The sequence below is a fragment of the Escherichia sp. E14V7 genome (genome assembly GCF_004212225.1).
GTDB lineage: Bacteria > Pseudomonadota > Gammaproteobacteria > Enterobacterales > Enterobacteriaceae > Escherichia.
The window spans coordinates 239,393-262,591 of record NZ_RHJJ01000016.1; the positions used below are offsets into that span (position 1 = coordinate 239,393).

A 23,199-nucleotide genomic window follows, 5' to 3' on the forward strand; every position below is an offset into this window, starting at 1 on the left:
GAGCTTCTCCTCAATGCCTTGCGGCCTGCCCTAAGGCAAGCCGCCAGACGTTACCAGGATTGGGTTGCTTTGAAGGAATCGAGGATGCCTTTCAGCTTGCCTTCGATTTCGTCGTTGTAGCCACCGGTCTGGTTGATCTCTTGCATCAACGGAGCGTGATCACGGTCGACGTAAGCCAGCAGAGCGGCTTCGAAGCTGCCGATTTTCGACAGTTCAACATCCGCCAGGTAACCACGTTCTGCTGCGAACAGAACCAGAGACTGCTGCGCAACAGACATCGGCGCATACTGTTTCTGTTTCAGCAGTTCGGTCACTTTCTGACCGTGGTCAAGCTGCTTACGCGTTGCATCGTCAAGGTCGGATGCAAACTGAGAGAACGCTGCCAGTTCACGATACTGTGCCAGAGCGGTACGGATACCACCGGACAGTTTTTTCATGATTTTGGTCTGTGCTGCACCACCAACACGGGATACGGAAATACCCGGGTTAACCGCAGGACGAATACCGGCGTTGAACAGGTTGGTTTCCAGGAAGATCTGACCATCGGTAATGGAGATTACGTTGGTCGGAACGAACGCAGAAACGTCACCCGCCTGAGTTTCGATAATCGGCAGTGCGGTCAGAGAACCGGTTTTCCCTTTCACTTCACCTTTGGTGAAGGCTTCAACGTATTCGGCGTTAACACGCGCAGCACGCTCCAGCAGACGAGAGTGGAGGTAGAATACGTCGCCCGGGAATGCTTCACGTCCTGGCGGACGACGGAGCAGCAGGGAGATCTGACGGTAAGCAACAGCCTGTTTAGACAGGTCATCGTAAATGATCAGCGCATCTTCACCGCGGTCACGGAAGTATTCGCCCATTGCGCAACCGGCATATGGCGCCAGGTATTGCAGTGCAGCGGATTCAGACGCGGTTGCTACCACAACGATGGTGTTAGCCAGTGCGCCGTGCTCTTCCAGTTTACGTACCACGTTAGAAATGGTGGACGCTTTCTGGCCGATAGCGACATAGATACATTTGATACCGGAATCGCGCTGGTTGATGATGGCATCGATAGCCAGTGCGGTTTTACCGGTCTGACGGTCACCGATGATCAATTCACGCTGACCACGACCGATTGGGATCATGGAGTCAACAGCTTTATAACCGGTCTGTACCGGCTGATCTACGGACTGACGTTCGATAACGCCCGGAGCGATTGCTTCTACAGCAGAGAAGCCGTCGTGATCCAGCGGACCTTTACCGTCGATTGGTGCACCCAGAGTGTTAACCACACGGCCCAGCAGACCACGGCCAACCGGAACTTCCAGGATACGGCCAGTACACTTAACTTTCATGCCTTCGGCAAGGTCAGCGTACGGACCCATAACAACCGCACCTACAGAGTCGCGCTCGAGGTTCAGTGCGATAGCGTAACGGTTACCCGGCAGGGAGATCATTTCACCCTGCATACAATCGGCCAGGCCGTGAATGCGGATAACACCGTCACTTACAGAAACAATAGTACCTTCGTTGTGAGCTTCACTCACAACATTGAACTGAGCAATGCGCTGCTTGATCAGTTCGCTGATTTCGGTGGAATTCAGTTGCATGCTCCAGTCCCCTTAAGACTGCAAGACGTCTGCAAGGCGCTCAAGACGACCGCGTACGCTGCCATCAATGACCATATCACCCGCTCGGATGATAACGCCTGCCATTACAGACTTATCGATTTTGCAATTCAGCTTAACTTTGCGTGACAGACGTTTTTCCATCGCAGCAGAAATTTTCGCGAGCTGTTGTTCACTCAATGCAGCAGCGGAAATGACGTCTACCTCAGCGGTAGCCTCACTCACGGCACGCAGGTGAATAAACTGCTCCAGAACATCCGGGAGCGCGTTAAGACGACCATTTTCAGCCATAACCCGAATCAGGTTCTGACCGTTTTCGTCCAGTTGCTCACCACAAACTGCGATAAACGACTCGGCGAGCGTTTCTGGTGCCAGTGCACCAGAGAGAAGCTCTGCCATCTGTTCGTTTTTGGTTACCTCGGCGGCAAACGCCAGCATGTCCTGCCAGCGTTCTACACTTTGGTGTTCGACGGCAAAGTCAAAAGCTGCTTTGGCGTAGGGGCGAGCTACCGTAATAAATTCAGACATCAGCCCCTCCCTCCTTACAGTTCAGCGACAAGTTTATCCACGATGTCGCTGTTAGCAGCTTCATCCACGGAACGTTCGATGATCTTCTCGGCGCCAGCAACAGCCAGGATAGCAACTTGCTTACGCAGCTCTTCACGGGCACGTTTACGCTCGGCTTCAATTTCCGCCTGCGCCTGGGCCACGATTTTAGTACGTTCCTGTTCTGCCTCAGCTTTCGCTTCGTCCAGAATCTGCGAGCGGCGTTTGTTCGCCTGCTCGATGATTACCTGGGCTTCCGCTTTCGCTTTTTTCAGCTGGTCGGTCGCGCTGGCCTTTGCAAGGTCAAGGTCCTTATGTGCTCGTTCTGCAGAAGCAAGGCCGTCAGCAATTTCTTTTTGACGTTTTTCGATGGCTGCCATTAATGGCGGCCATACGTACTTCATGCAGAACAGAACGAACAGGACAAACGCGATGGCCTGGCCGAGGATTGTTGCGTTAAGATTCACAGCACAATGCCTCTATTTAGTTAACGTTCTGATATTGCTCTTTAAATAAAAGCAACGCTTACTACGCGACAGCGAACATCACGTACAGACCCAGACCTACAGCGATCATCGGGATAGCATCCACCAGACCCATAACGATAAAGAACTGAGTACGCAGCAGAGGAATCAGATCAGGTTGACGCGCTGCGCCTTCCAGGAATTTACCCCCGAGGATGCCGATACCGATCGCAGCACCGATTGCCGCCAGACCCATCATCACAGCGGCAGCCATGTACAGCAGATCCATATTCAGGTTTTCCATGACAGTCTCCAGTTTGTTTCAGTTAAAACGTAGTAGTGTTGGTAAATTAATGTTCTTCAGACGCCATCGACAGATAGACGATCGTCAGAACCATGAAGATGAAGGCTTGCAGCGTAATGATCAGGATGTGGAAAATGGCCCACGGCACATTCAGGATCCACTGTGACCACCACGGCAACAGACCAGCAATCAGAATGAAAATCAGCTCACCGGCATACATGTTACCGAACAGTCGCAAACCGAGTGAAACTGGTTTGGACAGCAGGCTTACCCCTTCAAGGATTAAGTTGACAGGAATGAACGCCCAGTGATTGAACGGCTGCAGCGTCAACTCTTTCGTGAAGCCGCCGATGCCTTTCATTTTGATGCTGTAGAACAGAATCAGGATAAATACGCCCAGTGCCATAGACAGCGTTACGTTCACGTCCGCAGACGGAACCACACGCAGTGCAGGCAGACCCAGTACATGTTCAGCAATGTACGGCAGCAGGTCGATAGGCAGTAAATCCATCAGGTTCATCAGGAATACCCAGACGAAGATCGTCAGGGCCAGCGGAGCAATCAGCTTGCTTTTGCCATGGTACATGTCTTTCACGCTACCATTAACAAAGCCGATCACCAGCTCAATCGCGGTCTGAAACTTACCTGGCACACCGCTGGTCGCCTTTTTGGCTACGCTACGGAATAAAACCAGGAACAACAGACCCAGCACCACCGAGAAGAACATGGAGTCAATATTAATTGTCCAGAAGGTGGCTGGGGGGTTATGCGGATCCACCAGCGAGAATGTACGCAGGTCCAGCTGAAGGTTATTCAGGTGGTGTCCTATGTAATCCTGCGGCGTCATATTTTCTGAAGCCATGATGCCTTTTACCCTTTGTTGTTAATTACAGCCGGTGCCAGTATCTGAACCACCAGCACCAAAACCCACGTAACGATCAGCGGCAAGAATACCGCCTTTAAAACAGCCAACGCCACCACCAGTAACACCAACATCGCCAGAACTTTGAAAGCTTCGCCAAATGCGAACGTCCAGGCCACCCGGCCTTTCGCTGGTGTATGCGCCTGGTGACGCCAGGCAAATATCATAAAAAAAACGTTAGGCAGAAAGACTGCCAGGCCTCCACTTAACGCAGAGACGCCCCAGAAGGGGTCTTTGAGGCTGAACAGCAATCCACTTGCTATCACCACCAGTAACTGAACGAGCAGAAGCTTCCGAGCAACGTTTCGACTCAAGAGCGACACAGACATCACGTTTTTCACTCCTGCTCCCTTCGAGGTATGCCGCGTGTCGTATAAAACTTTCTTTAAGGCTTAGAGTCAAGCATCAAAAAGCGGTCAAATTATACGGTGCGCCCCCGTGATTTCAAACAATAAGTAGCCAAAAGGTGAATAAATGTTTAAATATTTTTCCAGTGCATACAATTGCGACTTTTCTGCTAACCGTGGTGGATCATGAAAAACTGTAAATAACGCGTAAACACTAGTGGTAAAGCGTGCTTCAGATCACATATCGAGCATGTTCACCCGTAGCATATTTATTTACTTGGCAAATGATGCCTTTGCAAGCTTCTGATATTTCAGTCTAAAAACAGATAATCTTTTCACAAATAGCATTTACACAACAAAAACCACCCATTGACATTCTTAATAAAACTTTAACAGACAATTATGGTTCTTAGCGCCAATTTTTAGCAGCCTGATATTTTCACTAATGACTTATTTTCTGCTTACCAAAAAAAGCCACGTTACTTTGTTGATGCAAAATAGTGAACGTGGCGTTAAATGTAACCAGTTATATCAGTAGAAAACCTGGTTGTTGTTAACAGTCTAACCGGTCAATTTTTTATTATTTTTTTGATAAAAATTAAATTTTATTTGCTTTAATCACCACCAGATGACGTTCGCCATCCAGAGCGGGAACCTGAAGTTTAACCACTGATTCGACCTGATATTCTTCAGGCAACAAAGCGATTTCATCTTCCGGCATTTGACCTTTCAACGCATAAAAACGGCCTTGCTCACCAGGAAGATGATGGCACCAGCTCACCATATCGTTCAAAGACGCAAAAGCGCGGCTAATTACGCCATCAAACGGCGGCTCTGACGGAAACTCTTCTACCCTGCTCTGTACTGGTTCAATGTTTTCCAGTTTCAGTTCATGTTGCACCTGACGGAGGAAACGCACGCGTTTACCAAGGCTATCCAGCAGCGTGAAATGGGCTTCAGGACGCACGATGGAAAGCGGTATGCCAGGCAACCCCGGTCCGGTTCCCACATCGATAAAACGCTCACCTTGCAAATATGGAGCAACGACAATGCTGTCGAGAATATGGCGTACCAGCATCTCGTTAGGATCGCGGACCGAGGTCAGGTTGTACGCCTTATTCCATTTATGCAGCATATTTACGTAGGCAATAAGCTGATTTTTCTGGTGATCGGTAAGCGAAATTCCTGCGTCTTTCAGCAGTGAAGAGAGTTTGTTGAGCACGGTGATTACCTGTTCTTGATGCGTTGCCAGGTAAGCGGGTGCTTACCTGGCATTTTTAATGCGTTATGCGCTACGACGCAGCATACCCTGTTTTTTCAGCCACACCAGCAGAATGGAGATGGCCGCAGGCGTGACGCCAGAAATACGCGAAGCCTGACCGATAGAGGCCGGTTTGTGATCGTTAAGTTTGGCGATCACTTCGTTAGACAGACCGGATACCTGGCGGTAATCCAGCGTCGCAGGCAGCAGCGTGTTCTCGTTACGCTGTTGCTTTTCGATCTCATCTTGCTGGCGCGCAATATAACCTTCATATTTAACCTGAATCTCAACCTGTTCCGCCGCCTGTTCGTCTGTCAACGCAGGGGAAAACGGCGTCAGCGTGGTTAATTTTTCATAAGTCATTTCCGGACGACGCAGCAGATCTTCACCGCTGGCTTCACGGGAAAGCGGCGCAGTCAGGTGAGCATTCACTTCGGCTGCAGCTTCCGCCGACGGGGTTACCCAGGTCGATTTCAGACGCTGACGCTCACGCTCGATGTTCTCAAGCTTCTCGTTAAAGCGCGCCCAGCGTTCGTCATCTACCAGACCCAGTTCACGACCGATTTCAGTCAAACGCAGATCCGCGTTATCTTCGCGCAGCATCAGACGATATTCTGCGCGGGAGGTAAACATACGGTACGGTTCTTTGGTACCCAGCGTGCAGAGGTCGTCCACCAGCACACCAAGATAAGCCTGAGAACGCGCAGGCGCCCAACCTTCTTTGTCTGCGGACAGACGGGCTGCGTTAAGACCGGCCAGCAAACCTTGCGCAGCGGCTTCTTCATAACCGGTAGTGCCGTTAATCTGACCAGCAAAGAACAGCCCCTGGATAAACTTACTCTCCAGCGTCGGTTTCAGGTCGCGCGGATCGAAGAAGTCATACTCAATGGCATAACCCGGACGCACGATCTTCGCGTTTTCCATCCCCTGCATGGAGCGGACGATTTGCATCTGCACATCGAACGGCAGGCTGGTGGAGATACCGTTCGGATAAATTTCGTTAGACGTCAGCCCTTCCGGTTCAAGGAAGATCTGATGCTGATTTCTGTCGGCAAAGCGCATGACTTTGTCTTCGATCGACGGGCAGTAGCGTGGGCCAACACCTTCGATCACCCCTGCGTACATTGGGCTGCGATCGAGGTTACTGCGGATCACATCATGGGTTTTCTCGTTGGTATGGGTGATATAACACGGAACCTGCTGGGGATGCTGGGCCGCATTGCCCATGAACGAGAATACCGGCATTGGGTTATCGCCATGCTGTTGCGCCAGCACGCTGAAGTCGATAGTGCGCGCATCGATACGCGGCGGCGTCCCGGTTTTCAGACGACCCACGCGCAGCGGCAGTTCACGCAAACGGCGAGAAAGCGGAATGGATGGCGGATCACCAGCACGGCCACCGCTGTAATTATCCAGACCGATATGAATTTTACCGTCGAGGAACGTCCCAACGGTGAGCACGACGGCTTTGGCACGGAATTTCAGTCCCATTTGGGTGACAGCACCGACCACGCGATCGTTTTCGACAATAAGATCCTCAACTGCCTGCTGGAAGATCATCAGATTCGGTTGGTTCTCCAGCGCCGTGCGTACCGCCTGACGATAGAGCACACGATCCGCCTGAGCGCGAGTAGCGCGAACCGCCGGCCCTTTGCTGGCGTTTAGTATCCTAAACTGGATACCTGCCTGATCGATCGCTTTCGCCATCAGACCGCCGAGTGCATCCACTTCTTTTACCAGATGTCCCTTCCCAATACCGCCGATCGCCGGGTTGCAGCTCATCTGCCCCAGAGTGTCGATATTGTGTGTCAAAAGCAGAGTCTGTTGACCCATACGCGCCGCGGCCATCGCAGCCTCGGTGCCTGCATGACCCCCGCCAATGATGATGACGTCAAAAGGATCCGGATAAAACATGGTGATTGCCTCGCATAACGCGGTATGAAAATGGATTGAAGCCCGGGCCGTGGATTCTACTCAACTTTGTCGGCTTGAGAAAGACCCGGGATCCTGGGTATTAAAAAGAAGATCTATTTATTTAGAGATCTGTTCTATTGTGATCTCTTATTAGGATCGCACTGCCCTGTGGATAACAAGGATCCGGCTTTTAAGATCAACAACCTGGAAAGGATCATTAACTGTGAATGATCGGTGATCCTGGACAGTATAAGCTGGGATCAGAATGAGGGGTTATACACAACTCAAAAACTGAACAACAGTTGTTCTTTGGATAACTACCGGTTGATCCAAGCTTCCTGACAGAGTTATCCACAGTAGATCGCACGATCTGTATACTTATTTGAGTAAATTAATCCACGATCCCAGCCATTCTTCTGCCGGATCTTCCGGAATGTCGTGATCAAGGATGTTGATCTTCAGTGTTTCACCAATCTGTTTTGCACCGGAATTTTTGAGTTCTGCCTCGAGTTTATCGATGGCCCCACAAAAAGTGTCGTATTCACGACTGCCAATACCGATTGCGCCAAAGCGCACCGCAGAAAGATCGGGCTTTTGTTCCTGCAATGCTTCATAGAAAGGAGAAAGGTTGTCCGGAATGTCTCCGGCACCGTGGGTTGAGCTGATAACCAGCCAGATCCCAGAGGCAGATAAATCTTCTAACAGCGGACCGTGCAGCGTTTCGGTGGTAAAACCCGCCTCTTCCAGCTTTTCAGCCAGGTGTTCTGCTACATATTCGGCACCGCCCAGGGTGCTGCCGCTGATAAGAGTGATATCTGCCATAAACCGCCACCTTTATTAAGAGTGGCGTATTGTACGCTGTGAACGCGCTGGGATCTACCTGTGGAAAAGTATGGGATTAAAAAAGCTGATCAGGGCTTAATGGTACGCATGATCGGGTTCTGCAGGACGATCAATGTCTCGGTGGACTGAATTTCATCAATTGTTTGGATCTTGTTGATAAGTACATGCTGGAGGGCGTCGATCGAACGGCACATCACTTTTATAAAGATGCTGTAGTGGCCGGTGGTGTAGTAGGCTTCGGTGACTTCGTCGAGACTTTCCAGCTTTGCCAGCGCGGAAGGATAGTCTTTTGCGCTCTTCAGGATAATGCCGATAAAACAGCCTACGTCATAACCGAGCTGTTTTGGGCTGACGTCGATACGGGCGCCGGTAATGATCCCCGCTTGCTTCATTTTCTCTACACGAACGTGAATCGTCCCCGGGCTTACGCCAAATTGTTTCGCCAGTTCGGCGTAAGCGGTGCGTGCATTGCCCATTAACGCTTCCAGGATGCCGCGGTCCAGATTGTCGATCAGATAATTTTCCATAGGATTTTCTTATGTGTATTGATGATTTATTCTATTTTAGCCTTCTTTTTTAACGAATCAAAAGTGAGTTAGGCTTTTTATTGAATGATTATTGCATGTGTGTCGGTTTTTGTTGCTTAATCATAAGCAACAGGACGCAGGAGTATAAAAAATGAAAACCGCTTACATTGCCAAACAACGTCAAATTAGCTTCGTGAAATCTCACTTTTCTCGTCAACTGGAAGAACGCTTAGGGCTGATTGAAGTCCAGGCGCCGATTCTTAGCCGTGTGGGGGATGGCACGCAGGATAACTTGTCGGGCTGTGAAAAAGCGGTACAGGTAAAAGTGAAAGCTCTGCCTGATGCCCAGTTCGAAGTGGTTCATTCACTGGCGAAGTGGAAACGTCAGACATTAGGGCAACACGACTTCAGCGTGGGCGAAGGGCTGTACACGCACATGAAAGCCCTTCGCCCCGATGAAGACCGTCTTTCCCCGCTGCACTCGGTCTATGTTGACCAGTGGGACTGGGAACGCGTAATGGGCGACGGTGAGCGTCAATTCTCCACTCTGAAAAGCACAGTAGAGGCGATCTGGGCGGGAATTAAAGCAACCGAAGCTGCTGTTAGCGAAGAGTTTGGTCTGGCACCGTTCCTGCCGGATCAGATCCACTTCGTACACAGCCAGGAGTTACTGGCTCGTTATCCGGATCTCGATGCCAAAGGGCGTGAGCGGGCGATTGCGAAAGATCTTGGCGCGGTATTCCTCGTCGGGATTGGTGGCAAGCTGAGTGATGGTCATCGCCACGACGTGCGCGCACCGGATTATGATGACTGGAGCACCCCGTCAGAGCTGGGCCATGCGGGTCTGAACGGCGATATTCTGGTATGGAACCCGGTACTGGAAGATGCGTTTGAGCTTTCTTCCATGGGGATCCGCGTGGATGCCGACACGTTGAAGCATCAGTTGGCGCTGACCGGTGATGAAGATCGTCTGCAGCTGGAATGGCATCAGGCGCTGCTGCGCGGTGAAATGCCGCAGACCATCGGCGGCGGTATCGGCCAGTCTCGTTTGACTATGCTGCTGCTGCAACTGCCGCATATCGGCCAGGTTCAGTGTGGCGTATGGCCGGCAGCTGTTCGCGAGAGCGTCCCTTCTCTGCTGTAATAATTTATCGCCGCCAGCGTCTGAGCAGGCGGCTTCGCATCCCGGTATCAAAGCGCCAGATATGATCGAAAATGCGCATGATGCCGGGTTTGCCGTGTGCCGACATCGCCACGGCATGAAAGCGATGCTGATGTACCCGCTGCAACTCTTTCACTTTACTCGTCACATCGTCAGGCAACCGCTGGGCGATAAAATCAGAAATCACCACCGCATCAGCGTCAAACCATTCCCGACTTTGTAAGCGTTCCATAATGGCGCGAAAACAACTGGCCAGATCGGTGCCGCCACGAAACTGCTGACTTAAAAAGCGGATCGCTTGTTCAAGACCTTGTGGGCCTGAAAGCTCGTAACGGACGATCTCGGTGGAAAATAACATAATATAGCAGCGTCGATTTTCAGCGAGGGCTATGCGCATCAAGGCCAGACAGAACGCTTTCGCACACTGCTCATTAAAACCGCCCATTGAGCCGGAAGTATCTACGCAGACAATAAACGGCCCGCGCGGTTGTTCGTCGTAATCTTTATGTACCACCGGGCGTTCGATCACTTTTTCACGCCATGATTCACCGTGCAGACGATAGGTGAGCAACTGTTTTTCCACCAGCCGACGATAAAATTCATATTCCAGTTCAGTGATGCCCAGTGTCGCCAGTTCCGGCGGCAGAAGGCGTAAAATATCATCGCTTTGTTGCAGGCCATCAACCTGCTCAGGAACGGTTGCTGGTTCGCGCACCATGGTGCGGAAGGTTTCCATCTGCGCATCGTTGCGGGGTATTGATTTGGCCTCCCGCGAACGTCCCAGCTGTTCCGCCAGACGTTTCAGTTCCGGCTGTTCGTTAAGAAATTCCCCGTATTTCACAATCAACTGATAGTCGCCGCGTTTAAGCTGACCGGCGCTCATATCCCACAGACGACCGGCTGCGGTGTTGTTATCAGCCAGAACTGGTTCGAGCTGCCCGCTTAATGTCATGCGTTCCTGAACTTCGCTCAACAGTTGTTCGCGTTCTTCTTCTAATAACTGCTGATTCAGGGTCGTCGCTTGCACAATCAGGCTTAAGCGCCAACGCTGGAGAAAAAGTGTATGCAATGACGGAGTGATAGTGCTGTTAGCATCAACCAGCTGTCGGGCTTGTTCGGCCCACGGGGAATTCAGACGATGCAGTAAGTCCAGAATCTGCGGTAGCTGTACAATAAACTGCGGCGTGGAGAGAAGCTGGCTTTGCTGATAGCACATGACCTCTTCAGTGAGTTCCGGCGGGACACGCGCATCTTTCAGGCGGCTATGCAGCACCTCACGCCAGCGGGGAATATCATCGGTGATTGCCGCCTTGAGGCGCGGGAATTTTTCAAAGAATACCGCCAGCTGCGGTGAGGCCAGCAGCGCGATGATCATCTCTTCGATCAATCCCTCTTCGCTGACGGCCAGCATCACATTGAGCGTATCCAGTGTTAGCATTGTTGCGCCTGGCGAATCTGGGCGCCGACATCCTGTAGGCTGGCTTCAATGCGACCTAACCAGTCGCCAGGGATAAACAGACATTTTTGCTGTTCGCTGAATAAAACGTGTTGCTTACGCCAGTCGCTTTCAAGCTCGTCCAGTTGTTGTTTTATTTCACCTGGCAGACCTTCAGCCGATGAACCGGGGAGCGCCAGCATACTGCCTTGTAAACTTACATCGCGTACAACCAGATGTTGGGCGCTATCAACTTCCAGATTCAGTTTCTGGGCAAAGCCGATACCGTTCAGTTTGCCACGAATTTCACCACCTTTGCTCAGCCACTGTTCCAGAGCGCTACGCTCAAAGGAGATATGAACTACTTCCATATCATGCAGTTTTAACGGTTTTTGCAGCAGCAGAGTCAGATTGGAATCAGTAACGTTGACAGGAAGCTGATACTGCTGATGACGGCTGAAAATGCCGCCCAGACGAATTACCGTTAAGGCTGTTTTATCGCTTTGTTGCTGCTGGAGTTGCAGACGACGTTGCACAATCGCGCCCAGGCGGGTCAACATCCCTTGCTGTTGCCAGGCGTGACCGGTCATCAATACATCAATTTGTTGTTGAATCAAATTCAGGCTTTGCGCGTCATACCACAGGCAATCTTTCAGCAAGATAAGATCAACCGGGGCAACAGCACTGCGACCACTAAAAAAAGCGCTGGCCTGCAATAAGCGGATCGCTTTTTTCCAGCGACGATCGGAGACGTAAGGCGCATCCGGTAATTTATCCAGTTGCTGGCGCAGCATAAAAATCAGCTCAAATACATGATCGGGCAGCGTAATTTCACTAATCTCTTTCTGCCAGCGTTCATATTCTTCATCAGTGACCTGCAAGGCGGCAGGAACCGGATTGTTATTTTCATCTTGTTGGCTGGTCAGCATGGAGCGGAAATTTGCTTTATCCTGCACTTTATCTAACCACAGACGAATCAGCATGCGGTCATATAACGCTTCCAGACTGCTGTCTGCTTCCGGCAGCTCGTTGGAGGCCGCCACGAGCAAGCGCATCGGGATTTTTTCGACATGAGCACCGTTACGGAATTGACGTTCGTTAATAGCGGTTAGCAGGGTATTAAGAATTGCCGGGCCAGCTTTCCAGATTTCATCCAGAAAGACGATTTCTGCTTCCGGCAGGTAACCGCTGGTTAAGCGTTCATAGCGTCCCTCATCTTTTAACGCCTGAATGGAAAGGGGGCCAAAAACTTCTTCCGGGGTGGAGAAGCGGGTCATCAGATATTCAAAATCGCGCGCATTCTGGAAGGCGAATTTTAAGCGACGGGCGATCAGACTTTTAGCAATACCTGGGGGGCCAAGCAGGAACACGCTTTCACCACTTAATGCCGCTAACAAACACAGGCGGATGGCGTGGCTACGTTCATAAAGCCCCTTTTCCAGCGCGCTGCTCAGGCGGGAAATTCTTTCCGCTAATAAATGAGGGTGAGCCATAATGAAGTGGCGTCCTTTCGTCAAAAGTTCTGCGTAAATTGCGAGTATAGACGTTTCTTGCTGGTGGCAAAAATAGTCTCAAAGAAGGGATATTTTTCTTTGAGCCAGGTTAATGTGGCCGCATTTAGGAGTACGATTTTGCCGTTAATCGTGCATACTGAGCGCTTTTTTGTGGGCCAAGGGACTACGCACACATTTCATATTTCAACGAAAGACTAGTCTATGAGCACTGATAATAAGCAATCGTTGCCCGCGATAACCCTCGCGGCGATTGGAGTTGTCTACGGCGATATTGGTACCAGCCCGTTATATACACTTCGTGAATGTTTGTCCGGCCAGTTTGGTTTTGGCGTTGAACGCGATGCCGTGTTTGGCTTTTTATCGCTGATCTTCTGGCTGCTAATCTTTGTGGTTTCCATCAAATACCTTACCTTCGTGATGCGCGCGGATAACGCCGGTGAAGGGGGGATCCTGACGTTGATGTCGCTTGCCGGGCGTAATACGTCGGCGCGAACCACATCAATGCTGGTGATTATGGGGCTAATCGGTGGCAGCTTTTTCTATGGCGAAGTCGTCATAACACCCGCCATTTCGGTGATGTCTGCCATTGAAGGTCTGGAAATCGTCGCCCCGCAACTGGATACCTGGATAGTTCCCCTCTCAATCATCGTTCTTACTTTACTGTTTATGATTCAAAAACATGGCACTGCTATGGTCGGTAAGCTGTTTGCGCCGATCATGCTGACCTGGTTTTTGATTCTGGCAGGGTTGGGGTTACGTAGCATTATTGCTAACCCGGAAGTGCTGCATGCGCTGAATCCGATGTGGGCGGTGCATTTCTTCCTTGAATACAAAACGGTTTCTTTTATTGCATTAGGGGCGGTGGTGCTGTCGATTACCGGAGTCGAGGCGCTGTATGCCGATATGGGGCATTTTGGTAAGTTCCCGATTCGCCTGGCGTGGTTCACTGTCGTCTTGCCTTCCTTAACCCTTAATTACTTCGGCCAGGGAGCGCTGTTGTTAAAGAACCCGGAAGCGATTAAGAACCCGTTCTTCCTGTTAGCACCGGACTGGGCGCTAATCCCGCTGCTGATCATCGCTGCACTGGCAACGGTGATTGCCTCGCAGGCAGTTATCTCTGGCGTTTTCTCATTGACGCGTCAGGCGGTACGTCTGGGATATCTTTCGCCGATGCGTATCATTCACACCTCCGAAATGGAGTCAGGGCAAATCTATATTCCGTTTGTGAACTGGATGCTCTATGTCGCGGTCGTGATTGTGATTGTCAGCTTTGAGCACTCCAGTAACCTGGCGGCGGCGTATGGGATTGCGGTAACCGGAACCATGGTGCTGACGTCTATTCTTTCGACTACCGTGGCGCGTCAGAACTGGCACTGGAATAAGTATTTTGTTGCGCTGATCCTGATAGCCTTCCTTTGTGTCGATATTCCATTGTTCACCGCTAACCTCGATAAACTGCTCTCCGGCGGCTGGTTGCCATTGAGCCTCGGTACGGTGATGTTTATCGTGATGACCACCTGGAAGAGCGAGCGTTTCCGCTTGCTGCGGCGGATGCATGAACATGGTAACTCTCTGGAAGCGATGATTGCTTCGCTGGAGAAATCACCGCCTGTTCGCGTGCCCGGGACCGCGGTGTATATGTCGCGTGCAATCAACGTCATTCCCTTTGCGCTGATGCATAACCTTAAACATAACAAGGTATTGCATGAGCGGGTGATTCTGTTAACTCTGCGCACCGAAGACGCGCCATATGTCCATAACGTCCGTCGGGTACAGATTGAACAACTGTCGCCCACTTTCTGGCGCGTGGTGGCAAGTTACGGCTGGCGGGAAACGCCAAACGTGGAAGAAGTTTTCCACCGCTGCGGTCTGGAAGGATTAAGTTGCCGGATGATGGAAACCTCCTTCTTTATGTCCCATGAGTCGTTGATCCTCGGCAAACGCCCGTGGTACTTACGTTTGCGTGGCAAACTGTACTTGCTGTTGCAGCGTAATGCACTGCGTGCACCAGATCAGTTTGAAATCCCACCAAACCGGGTTATTGAACTGGGTACTCAGGTCGAAATCTAACGCCAGACGCCTCCTTTCTCCATAAAGGGGGCGTTTTTGTTTTTCATGCTTAATCACGATGTAAAACGTTTCGATGTTGATCACATTTCAGTAACGTTGCGATGGTTTTCTCTGTTCAGTCAGGATTAAACTGCTGGTCAGCGAAACGTTTCGCTGATGGAGAAAAAAATGAAAAAAGGCGCCGTTCTTAATTCTGATATTTCGTCGGTGATCTCCCGTCTGGGGCATACCGATACGCTGGTGGTGTGTGATGCTGGTTTACCCATCCCAAAAAGTACAACGCGTATCGATATGGCATTAACCCAGGGTGTACCTTCTTTTATGCAGGTGCTGGGAGTTGTTACGAGTGAAATGCAGGTTGAGGCAGCCATTATCGCGGAAGAGATCAAACAACATAATCCGCAACTCCACGAAACGTTGCTCACTCACCTTGAGCAGCTGCAACAACACCAGGGAAACACCATTGAAATTCGTTACACCACGCATGAACAATTCAAACAACTAACCGCAGAAAGTCAGGCGGTAATTCGCAGCGGAGAATGTTCTCCGTATGCGAATATCATTCTCTGTGCTGGCGTGACGTTCTGAGGTCGTCATGGAAGCATTACTACAGCTTAAAGGCATTGATAAAGCCTTTCCGGGCGTAAAAGCCCTCTCGGGCGCCGCGTTAAATGTCTATCCGGGCCGCGTGATGGCGCTGGTAGGCGAAAACGGCGCGGGTAAATCCACCATGATGAAAGTGCTTACCGGTATCTATACTCGCGATGCCGGTACGCTTTTATGGTTGGGGAAAGAAACGACATTTACCGGGCCGAAATCTTCCCAGGAAGCCGGGATTGGGATTATCCACCAGGAGCTGAACCTGATCCCGCAGTTGACCATTGCCGAAAACATTTTCCTCGGTCGTGAGTTTGTTAATCGCTTTGGCAAAATTGACTGGAAAACCATGTATGCCGAAGCGGATAAATTGCTGGCTAAACTTAACCTGCGCTTTAAAAGCGACAAGCTGGTGGGCGATCTTTCCATCGGTGACCAGCAAATGGTTGAAATCGCCAAAGTGCTGAGCTTTGAGTCGAAAGTCATCATTATGGATGAACCGACAGATGCGCTGACTGATACCGAAACCGAATCCCTGTTCCGCGTCATCCGCGAGCTGAAATCGCAAGGGCGCGGCATTGTCTATATTTCCCACCGCATGAAAGAAATCTTCGAGATTTGCGATGACGTTACCATTTTTCGTGACGGGCAATTTATTGCCGAGCGTGAAGTGGCATCACTGACCGAAGATTCGCTGATTGAGATGATGGTGGGCCGCAAGCTGGAAGATCAATATCCGCACCTGGACAAAGCGCCGGGAGATATCCGCCTGAAAGTCGATAATCTCTGCGGACCTGGTGTTAACAACGTCTCTTTTACCCTACGCAATGGCGAAATCCTTGGCGTCTCTGGTTTGATGGGCGCGGGGCGTACCGAATTGATGAAAGTGCTCTATGGCGCACTGCCGCGCACCAGCGGTTATGTCACGCTGGATGGGCATGAAGTTATTACTCGTTCACCGCAGGATGGCCTGGCAAACGGCATTGTGTATATCTCTGAAGACCGTAAACGCGACGGTTTAGTCCTGGGCATGTCAGTAAAAGAAAATATGTCGCTGACTGCGCTGCGCTACTTCAGCCGTACTGGCGGCAGTTTGAAGCATGCCGATGAACAACAGGCTGTGAGTGATTTTATTCGCCTGTTCAATGTGAAAACGCCGTCAATGGAACAGGCAATTGGCCTGCTCTCCGGTGGCAATCAGCAAAAAGTGGCGATTGCCCGCGGTCTGATGACGCGCCCGAAAGTACTTATCCTTGATGAACCTACCCGTGGTGTAGATGTCGGCGCGAAAAAAGAGATCTATCAACTAATTAACCAGTTCAAAGCCGATGGCTTGAGCATCATTCTGGTGTCATCGGAGATGCCAGAAGTATTAGGCATGAGCGATCGCATCATCGTCATGCATGAAGGGCATCTCAGCGGGGAATTTACTCGTGAGCAGGCCACCCAGGAAGTGTTAATGGCTGCCGCTGTGGGCAAGCTTAATCGCGTGAATCAGGAGTAAAAAAATGACAACCCAGACTGTCTCTGGTCGCCGTTATTTCACGAAAGCGTGGCTGATGGAGCAGAAATCGCTTATCGCTCTGCTGGTGCTGATCGCGATTGTCTCGACGTTAAGCCCGAACTTTTTCACCATCAATAACTTATTCAATATTCTCCAGCAAACCTCGGTGAACGCCATTATGGCGGTCGGGATGACGCTGGTGATCCTGACGTCGGGCATCGACCTGTCCGTCGGTTCTCTGTTGGCGCTGACTGGCGCAGTTGCTGCGTCTATCGTCGGCATTGAAGTCAATGCGCTGGTGGCTGTCGCTGCCGCACTGGCATTAGGTGCCGCAATTGGTGCGGTAACCGGGGTGATTGTGGCGAAAGGCCGCGTCCAGGCGTTTATCGCTACGCTGGTTATGATGCTTTTACTGCGCGGCGTGACCATGGTTTATACCAACGGTAGCCCAGTGAATACCGGCTTTACTGAGAACGCCGATCTGTTTGGCTGGTTTGGTATTGGTCGTCCGCTGGGCGTACCGACGCCAGTCTGGATCATGGGGATTGTCTTCCTCGCGGCCTGGTACATGCTGCATCACACGCGTCTGGGGCGTTACATCTACGCGCTGGGTGGCAACGAAGCGGCAACGCGTCTTTCTGGTATCAACGTCAATAAAATCAAAATCATCGTCTATTCTCTTTGTGGTCTGCTGGCATCGCTGGCCGGGATCATTGAAGTGGCGCGTCTCTCCTCTGCACAACCCACGGCGGGGACTGGCTATGAGCTGGATGCTATTGCGGCAGTGGTTCTGGGCGGTACGAGCCTGGCGGGCGGAAAAGGTCGCATTGTTGGGACATTGATCGGCGCATTAATTCTTGGCTTCCTTAATAATGGATTGAATTTGTTAGGTGTTTCCTCCTATTACCAGATGATCGTCAAAGCTGTGGTGATTTTGCTGGCGGTGCTGGTAGACAACAAAAAGCAGTAATAACGACTACAGGACATCTTGAATATGAACATGAAAAAACTGGCTACCCTGGTTTCTGCTGTTGCGCTAAGCGCCACCGTTAGTGCGAATGCAATGGCAAAAGACACCATTGCGCTGGTGGTTTCCACACTCAATAACCCGTTCTTTGTATCGCTGAAAGATGGCGCGCAGAAAGAGGCGGATAAACTCGGCTATAACCTGGTGGTGCTGGACTCCCAGAACAACCCGGCGAAAGAGCTGGCGAACGTGCAGGACTTAACCGTTCGCGGCACCAAAATTCTGCTGATTAACCCGACTGACTCCGACGCGGTGGGTAACGCCGTGAAGATGGCAAACCAGGCGAACATCCCGGTTATCACCCTTGACCGTCAGGCCACGAAAGGTGAAGTGGTGAGCCACATTGCTTCTGATAACGTACTGGGCGGCAAAATCGCCGGTGATTACATCGCGAAGAAAGCGGGCGAAGGTGCCAAAGTTATCGAGCTGCAAGGCATTGCCGGTACATCCGCAGCCCGTGAACGTGGCGAAGGCTTCCAGCAGGCTGTTGCTGCTCACAAATTTAACGTCCTTGCCAGCCAGCCGGCGGACTTCGACCGTACCAAAGGTTTGAACGTAATGCAGAACCTGTTGACCGCTCATCCGGATGTGCAGGCAGTGTTTGCGCAGAACGATGAAATGGCGCTGGGCGCACTGCGTGCGCTGCAAACTGCTGGTAAATCGGATGTGATGGTCGTCGGATTTGACGGTACACCGGATGGCGAAAAAGCGGTGAATGATGGCAAACTAGCAGCGACTATCGCTCAGCTACCCGATCAGATTGGCGCGAAAGGCGTCGAAACCGCAGATAAAGTACTGAAAGGCGAGAAAGTTCAGGCTAAGTATCCGGTTGATCTGAAACTGGTTGTTAAGCAGTAGTCTTGGTCAGGTTTTATAACCTGATAGTGGCATCAATACGTCATCGACAGATGAACGTGTAATATAAAGAAAAGCAGGGCACGCGCCACCCTAACCCGGTGGCGCATTTTATGGACATCCCGAATATGCAAAACGCAGGCAGCCTCGTTGTTCTTGGCAGCATTAATGCTGACCATATCCTTAATCTTCAATCTTTTCCTACTCCAGGCGAAACCGTAACCGGTAACCACTATCAAGTCGCATTTGGCGGCAAAGGCGCGAATCAGGCGGTGGCTGCAGGGCGTAGCGGCGCGAATATCTCGTTTATAGCCTGCACGGGCGATGACAGTATTGGCGAGAGCGTACGTCAGCAGCTCGCTACTGATAACATTGATATTTCACCTGTAAGCGTGATCAAAGGTGAATCAACAGGTGTGGCGCTGATTTTTGTTAATAGTGAAGGCGAGAACGTCATCGGTATTCATTCCGGTGCTAACGCTGCCCTTTCCCCTGTGCTGGTAGAAGCACAACGCGAGCGTATTGCGAATGCCTCAGCATTATTAATGCAGCTGGAATCACCACTCGAAAGTGTGATGGCAGCAGCGAAAATTGCCCATCAAAATAAGACTATCGTTGCGCTTAACCCGGCCCCGGCTCGCGAACTTCCTGACGAACTGTTGGCGCTGGTGGACATTATTACGCCAAACGAAACGGAAGCAGAAAAGCTCACCGGTATTCGTGTTGAAAATGATGAAGATGCAGCGAAGGCGGCGCAGGTACTGCATGAAAAAGGTATCCGTACTGTACTGATTACTTTAGGAAGTCGTGGTGTATGGGCTAGCGTGAATGGTGAAGGTCAGCGCGTTCCTGGATTCCGGGTGCAGGCTGTCGATACCATTGCTGCCGGAGATACCTTTAACGGTGCGTTAATCACGGCGTTGCTGGAAGAAAAACCATTGCCAGAGGCGATTCGTTTTGCCCATGCCGCCGCTGCGATTGCCGTAACACGTAAAGGCGCACAACCTTCCGTACCGTGGCGTGAAGAGATCGACGCATTTTTAGACAGGCAGAGGTGACGCTTGGCTACAATGAAAGATGTTGCCCGCCTGGCGGGCGTTTCTACCTCAACAGTTTCTCACGTCATCAATAAAGATCGCTTCGTCAGTGAAGCGATTACCGCCAAAGTTGAAGCGGCGATTAAAGAACTCAATTACGCGCCATCAGCTCTGGCGCGTAGTCTCAAGCTTAATCAAACACATACCATTGGCATGTTGATCACCGCCAGTACTAATCCTTTCTATTCAGAACTGGTGCGTGGCGTTGAACGCAGCTGCTTCGAGCGCGGCTATAGTCTTGTCCTTTGTAATACCGAAGGCGATGAGCAGCGAATGAATCGTAATCTGGAAACGTTGATGCAAAAGCGTGTTGATGGCCTGCTGTTACTCTGCACCGAAACGCATCAGCCTTCGCGTGAAATCATGCAACGTTATCCGACAGTGCCAACCGTGATGATGGACTGGGCGCCGTTCGATGGCGACAGCGATCTCATTCAGGATAACTCGTTGCTGGGCGGAGATTTAGCGACGCAATATCTGATCGACAAAGGTCATACTCGTATCGCCTGTATTACCGGACCTCTGGATAAAACGCCTGCACGTTTGCGACTGGAAGGTTATCGGGCAGCGATGAAACGTGCTGGCCTCGACATTCCTGATGGCTATGAAGTGACTGGCGATTTTGAATTTAACGGCGGGTTTGACGCTATGCGACAGCTGTTATCACATTCGCTGCGTCCTCAGGCGGTCTTTACCGGAAATGACGCAATGGCAGTGGGTGTTTACCAGGCGTTGTACCAGGCTGGATTGCATGTCCCGCAGGATATCGCGGTGATTGGTTATGACGATATTGAACTGGCACGTTATATGACGCCACCGCTCACCACTATCCATCAACCGAAAGATGAATTGGGAGAGCTGGCGATTGATGTACTCATCCATCGAATGGCGCAGCCAACCTTACAGCAACAACGATTACAACTTACTCCGATTCTGATGGCGCGCGGCTCGGCTTAGATTTTTGCTGGCGTTTAATCAAATTATTACCATCAGTTGCCTTCAGGAGCATGAACATCGCTGCTGAAGCAACCGTAATAATCCCCATCGTAATAAACGTATAGTGGAATTGTTCAACAATCGTCGTACCTTCCATCCCTTCGTAAACGCGAAGAACGGCTGCGCTAACGGCTACGCCTAAACTGATCGACAACTGTTGCGTGACCGCCAGGACGCTGTTACCACTGCTGGCGTTGTCATCGGTCAGATCGGCAAGTGTTATGGTATTCATCGCGGTAAATTGCGTCGACATCGCCATCCCTAAAATAAACAACGGCAAAATTAGCATCCAGATCGCCATTGCCGGAGATTGCAATGAGAACTGGGCGATCATCAAACCAATAATCACCGTAATTCCCACTAACGTATGGCGATAGCCCAGACGCCGTAAAACCTGCGTAACCATCGATTTCGCAATAATGGAGCCTAACGCTATCGGTGCCATCATGCAGCCGGCAATAAACGCCTGATAACCAAATCCTACCTGTAACATCAATGGCATAAGGAACGGTACACAGCCGGTCCCCAGACGGGTTGCAATATTGCCTACGATACCGATCGAGAAAGTGCGGGTTTTAAATAAATTTAATGAAATTAATGGGTTTGGCGTTCGTCGCGCATGAAGAATATAGAGAAGCAGTAACACTATGCTGGCCACAATGACCGTTAAGGCAATCCAGGTTTCAACAATTTTCTCACCAAACAGCTCTATTCCACTTGAGAAGAGCACAAGGCTAAGACCAAACAGTAAGAAACCAGTGATATCAAATTTTCGACGTGCTGTGGTGAAGTTGGGCATATGTTTGCGAGCGTAAAGAAGGCCCGCAATACCAATGGGAATATTGATTAAAAAGATCCAGTGCCATGTCGCCCACGTAACTAACATGCCCCCAAGAACGGGCCCTAAAATCGGCCCTACCAGACCCGGCATGGCGACAAAATTCAGTACCGGTAGGAGTTCATTGCGTGGGTATGCGCGCAGTAACGCCAGGCGAGCGACCGGCATCATCATTGCGCCGCCTATCCCCTGAATAACACGGAAGATAACCAGTTGTGGCAGCGAGTTTGAGAGTGCGCAGGCCAGAGAACCCAACGTGAACAAGCTAACGGCAATGGTAAAAACGCGGCGTGTGCCGAAGCGATCGGCCAGCCATCCGCTGACCGGAATAAGCATCGCCACCGTCAGCGTGTAACTGATGATGGCCGATTGCATAGCGAGGGGGGAGCGATTAAGACTATGAGCGATATCGGGTAGGGCTGTATTCAGGATGGTGGCATCAAGTGCCTGCATGAAGAAAGCCATCGCCGCAATCCATGGCAAACCCGCCATACTGCGCTTCTTTTTCTCGCTCATTCAATGTCCCTTTGTCTGGTTATCACTTATCCGGAGTGTGTAGTAGCGCCTGACAAGCCTTAAATGCCGCGTTGCCATCGCTTTGGATAATCGCATCGACGATCGCCTGGTGCAGATCCAGCTTTATCACGGTGTCACTGGTTATTGACGTGAAGTAAGTGTGATAAACCGAATGGAATAGCGAGGCGAAAGAGGTCAAAAACGGATTGGCGCTCATTTCATAGATGTGCTCATGCCAGGCCATATCGACCTCAACCCAACGTTCTCGGCGAAAGTTATCTTTTAATGCGACCATTTCGGCCATTAGCGTGTTGAGATGCCCCTTCTGTTCTGCTGTTCCTACCGTTGCAGCCAGTAAACAGGCTTGCGGCTCCAGACAGATACGCATAACCAAAAAGTGATCAATGACCTGATGAAAGTTCTCTTCTGTCATCCACCAGGTGAGTAATTCCTGATCAAGAAAGTTCCAGTTGGATTGTGGCATGACCCGAGTACCAATTCGTGGACGCGGTAAAACCATCCCCTTTGCCGTTAACGTCTTGACCGCTTCGCGTACCGCAGTACGACTCACACCAAATTGCTCACCCAGTTCAATTTCACCCGGCAAAATGGTGCCAGGTGCGTATTCACCTTTTAAGATTCGTTGTGCCAGCTTCTCAGCCAGAACATATGAAAGGTTTTTCTGTGCAGCTAACTGTTGTGCGCTTAAAGGCATTACTTATCTTCCTTTTTCTTTTTATTCCTCTTTAGTATGCCACCTGGAAGTGTGATTGCGGTTGCAAAAACGGCAAATTGCTTGTTTTATGGCACGCTTACAGGTGTTTTGCTGAAAAAACGCGCATTCGGAAAA

The 23,199-nt window shown here is 50.7% G+C and carries 22 protein-coding genes; 8 read left to right on the forward strand and 14 right to left on the reverse strand.

All coding sequences use genetic code 11. From position 1 onward, the window contains the following. Positions 1 to 50: 50 nt before the first annotated feature. From atpA to asnC, 10 genes are all read right to left on the reverse strand, one after another. Entirely contained in the window at positions 51 to 1,592 is a 1,542-nt protein-coding gene (gene atpA / locus D9741_RS19150) for a F0F1 ATP synthase subunit alpha (RefSeq protein ID WP_001176745.1), read from the reverse strand. 12 nt (positions 1,593 to 1,604) lie between these two features. After that, entirely contained in the window at positions 1,605 to 2,138 is a 534-nt protein-coding gene (gene atpH, locus D9741_RS19155) for a F0F1 ATP synthase subunit delta (RefSeq protein ID WP_001288587.1), read from the reverse strand. Between the two features lie 14 nt (positions 2,139 to 2,152). Then, positions 2,153 to 2,623 carry a F0F1 ATP synthase subunit B gene (gene atpF, locus D9741_RS19160; protein WP_001052219.1) on the reverse strand — a complete coding sequence of 157 codons (471 nt, stop codon included), beginning with the start codon at positions 2,621 to 2,623 and terminating at the stop codon, positions 2,153 to 2,155. 61 nt (positions 2,624 to 2,684) lie between these two features. Then, entirely contained in the window at positions 2,685 to 2,924 is a 240-nt protein-coding gene (gene atpE, locus D9741_RS19165; protein WP_000429386.1) for a F0F1 ATP synthase subunit C, read from the reverse strand. A 46-nt stretch (positions 2,925 to 2,970) separates the two neighbouring features. Further along, positions 2,971 to 3,786: a F0F1 ATP synthase subunit A gene (gene atpB / locus D9741_RS19170; protein WP_000135618.1), complete on the reverse strand. Its 816-nt coding sequence runs from the start codon at positions 3,784 to 3,786 to the stop codon at positions 2,971 to 2,973. A gap of 8 nt (positions 3,787 to 3,794) precedes the next feature. After that, entirely contained in the window at positions 3,795 to 4,175 is a 381-nt protein-coding gene (atpI, locus tag D9741_RS19175; protein ID WP_130206826.1) for a F0F1 ATP synthase subunit I, read from the reverse strand. A gap of 616 nt (positions 4,176 to 4,791) precedes the next feature. After that, positions 4,792 to 5,415, reverse strand: coding sequence for a 16S rRNA (guanine(527)-N(7))-methyltransferase RsmG (gene rsmG, locus D9741_RS19180; RefSeq protein ID WP_033804388.1), 624 nt, complete (start codon positions 5,413 to 5,415; stop codon positions 4,792 to 4,794). Positions 5,416 to 5,478: 63 nt separating this feature from the next. Then, entirely contained in the window at positions 5,479 to 7,368 is a 1,890-nt protein-coding gene (gene mnmG / locus D9741_RS19185) for a tRNA uridine-5-carboxymethylaminomethyl(34) synthesis enzyme MnmG (RefSeq protein WP_130206830.1), read from the reverse strand. A 378-nt stretch (positions 7,369 to 7,746) separates the two neighbouring features. Next, entirely contained in the window at positions 7,747 to 8,190 is a 444-nt protein-coding gene (gene mioC / locus D9741_RS19190) for an FMN-binding protein MioC (RefSeq protein ID WP_130206832.1), read from the reverse strand. A gap of 89 nt (positions 8,191 to 8,279) precedes the next feature. Then, a complete protein-coding gene (asnC, locus tag D9741_RS19195) occupies positions 8,280 to 8,738 on the reverse strand; it encodes a transcriptional regulator AsnC (protein ID WP_000432970.1) in 459 nt (152 codons plus the stop codon). 151 nt (positions 8,739 to 8,889) lie between these two features. Here asnC and asnA point away from each other — a divergent pair, with 151 nt between their 5' ends. Next, positions 8,890 to 9,882 carry an aspartate--ammonia ligase gene (gene asnA / locus D9741_RS19200; protein WP_046081397.1) on the forward strand — a complete coding sequence of 331 codons (993 nt, stop codon included), beginning with the start codon at positions 8,890 to 8,892 and terminating at the stop codon, positions 9,880 to 9,882. 4 nt (positions 9,883 to 9,886) lie between these two features. Here the strand turns inward: asnA and viaA are convergent, their stop codons facing one another. Next, positions 9,887 to 11,338: an ATPase RavA stimulator ViaA gene (gene viaA, locus D9741_RS19205; protein WP_130215076.1), complete on the reverse strand. Its 1,452-nt coding sequence runs from the start codon at positions 11,336 to 11,338 to the stop codon at positions 9,887 to 9,889. Continuing rightward, a complete protein-coding gene (gene ravA / locus D9741_RS19210; protein WP_130215074.1) occupies positions 11,332 to 12,828 on the reverse strand; it encodes an ATPase RavA in 1,497 nt (498 codons plus the stop codon). Before ravA ends, viaA begins: the two co-directional genes overlap by 7 nt. Before the next feature lie 222 nt (positions 12,829 to 13,050). Between ravA and kup the strand changes: the two genes are divergently transcribed. The 7 genes from kup (at position 13,051) to rbsR (ending at position 20,956) form a co-directional block, all read left to right on the forward strand. Next, complete coding sequence (gene kup / locus D9741_RS19215) at positions 13,051 to 14,919, forward strand: low affinity potassium transporter Kup (protein WP_000102319.1); 1,869 nt, start codon at positions 13,051 to 13,053, stop codon at positions 14,917 to 14,919. A gap of 168 nt (positions 14,920 to 15,087) precedes the next feature. Next, positions 15,088 to 15,507 carry a D-ribose pyranase gene (gene rbsD / locus D9741_RS19220; protein ID WP_130215072.1) on the forward strand — a complete coding sequence of 140 codons (420 nt, stop codon included), beginning with the start codon at positions 15,088 to 15,090 and terminating at the stop codon, positions 15,505 to 15,507. 7 nt (positions 15,508 to 15,514) lie between these two features. Beyond that, positions 15,515 to 17,020, forward strand: coding sequence for a ribose ABC transporter ATP-binding protein RbsA (gene rbsA, locus D9741_RS19225; RefSeq protein ID WP_130215070.1), 1,506 nt, complete (start codon positions 15,515 to 15,517; stop codon positions 17,018 to 17,020). A 4-nt stretch (positions 17,021 to 17,024) separates the two neighbouring features. Continuing rightward, a complete protein-coding gene (gene rbsC / locus D9741_RS19230) occupies positions 17,025 to 17,990 on the forward strand; it encodes a ribose ABC transporter permease (RefSeq protein ID WP_000211858.1) in 966 nt (321 codons plus the stop codon). A gap of 24 nt (positions 17,991 to 18,014) precedes the next feature. After that, complete coding sequence (gene rbsB / locus D9741_RS19235) at positions 18,015 to 18,905, forward strand: ribose ABC transporter substrate-binding protein RbsB (protein WP_001056273.1); 891 nt, start codon at positions 18,015 to 18,017, stop codon at positions 18,903 to 18,905. Between the two features lie 125 nt (positions 18,906 to 19,030). Next, positions 19,031 to 19,960: a ribokinase gene (rbsK, locus tag D9741_RS19240; RefSeq protein WP_130215333.1), complete on the forward strand. Its 930-nt coding sequence runs from the start codon at positions 19,031 to 19,033 to the stop codon at positions 19,958 to 19,960. Positions 19,961 to 19,963: 3 nt separating this feature from the next. After that, positions 19,964 to 20,956: a ribose operon transcriptional repressor RbsR gene (rbsR, locus tag D9741_RS19245; protein WP_130215068.1), complete on the forward strand. Its 993-nt coding sequence runs from the start codon at positions 19,964 to 19,966 to the stop codon at positions 20,954 to 20,956. Here the strand turns inward: rbsR and mdtD are convergent. After that, positions 20,922 to 22,349 (reverse strand): multidrug transporter subunit MdtD, encoded by a 1,428-nt coding sequence (gene mdtD, locus D9741_RS19250; protein ID WP_130215066.1) that lies wholly within the window; start codon positions 22,347 to 22,349, stop codon positions 20,922 to 20,924. The two genes, rbsR and mdtD, sit on opposite strands and share 35 nt — an antisense overlap. 22 nt (positions 22,350 to 22,371) lie before the next feature. Then, positions 22,372 to 23,064, reverse strand: a complete 693-nt coding sequence (locus tag D9741_RS19255) for a FadR/GntR family transcriptional regulator (protein WP_130215064.1) — start codon at positions 23,062 to 23,064, stop codon at positions 22,372 to 22,374. Between the last annotated feature and the right edge of the window lie 135 nt (positions 23,065 to 23,199).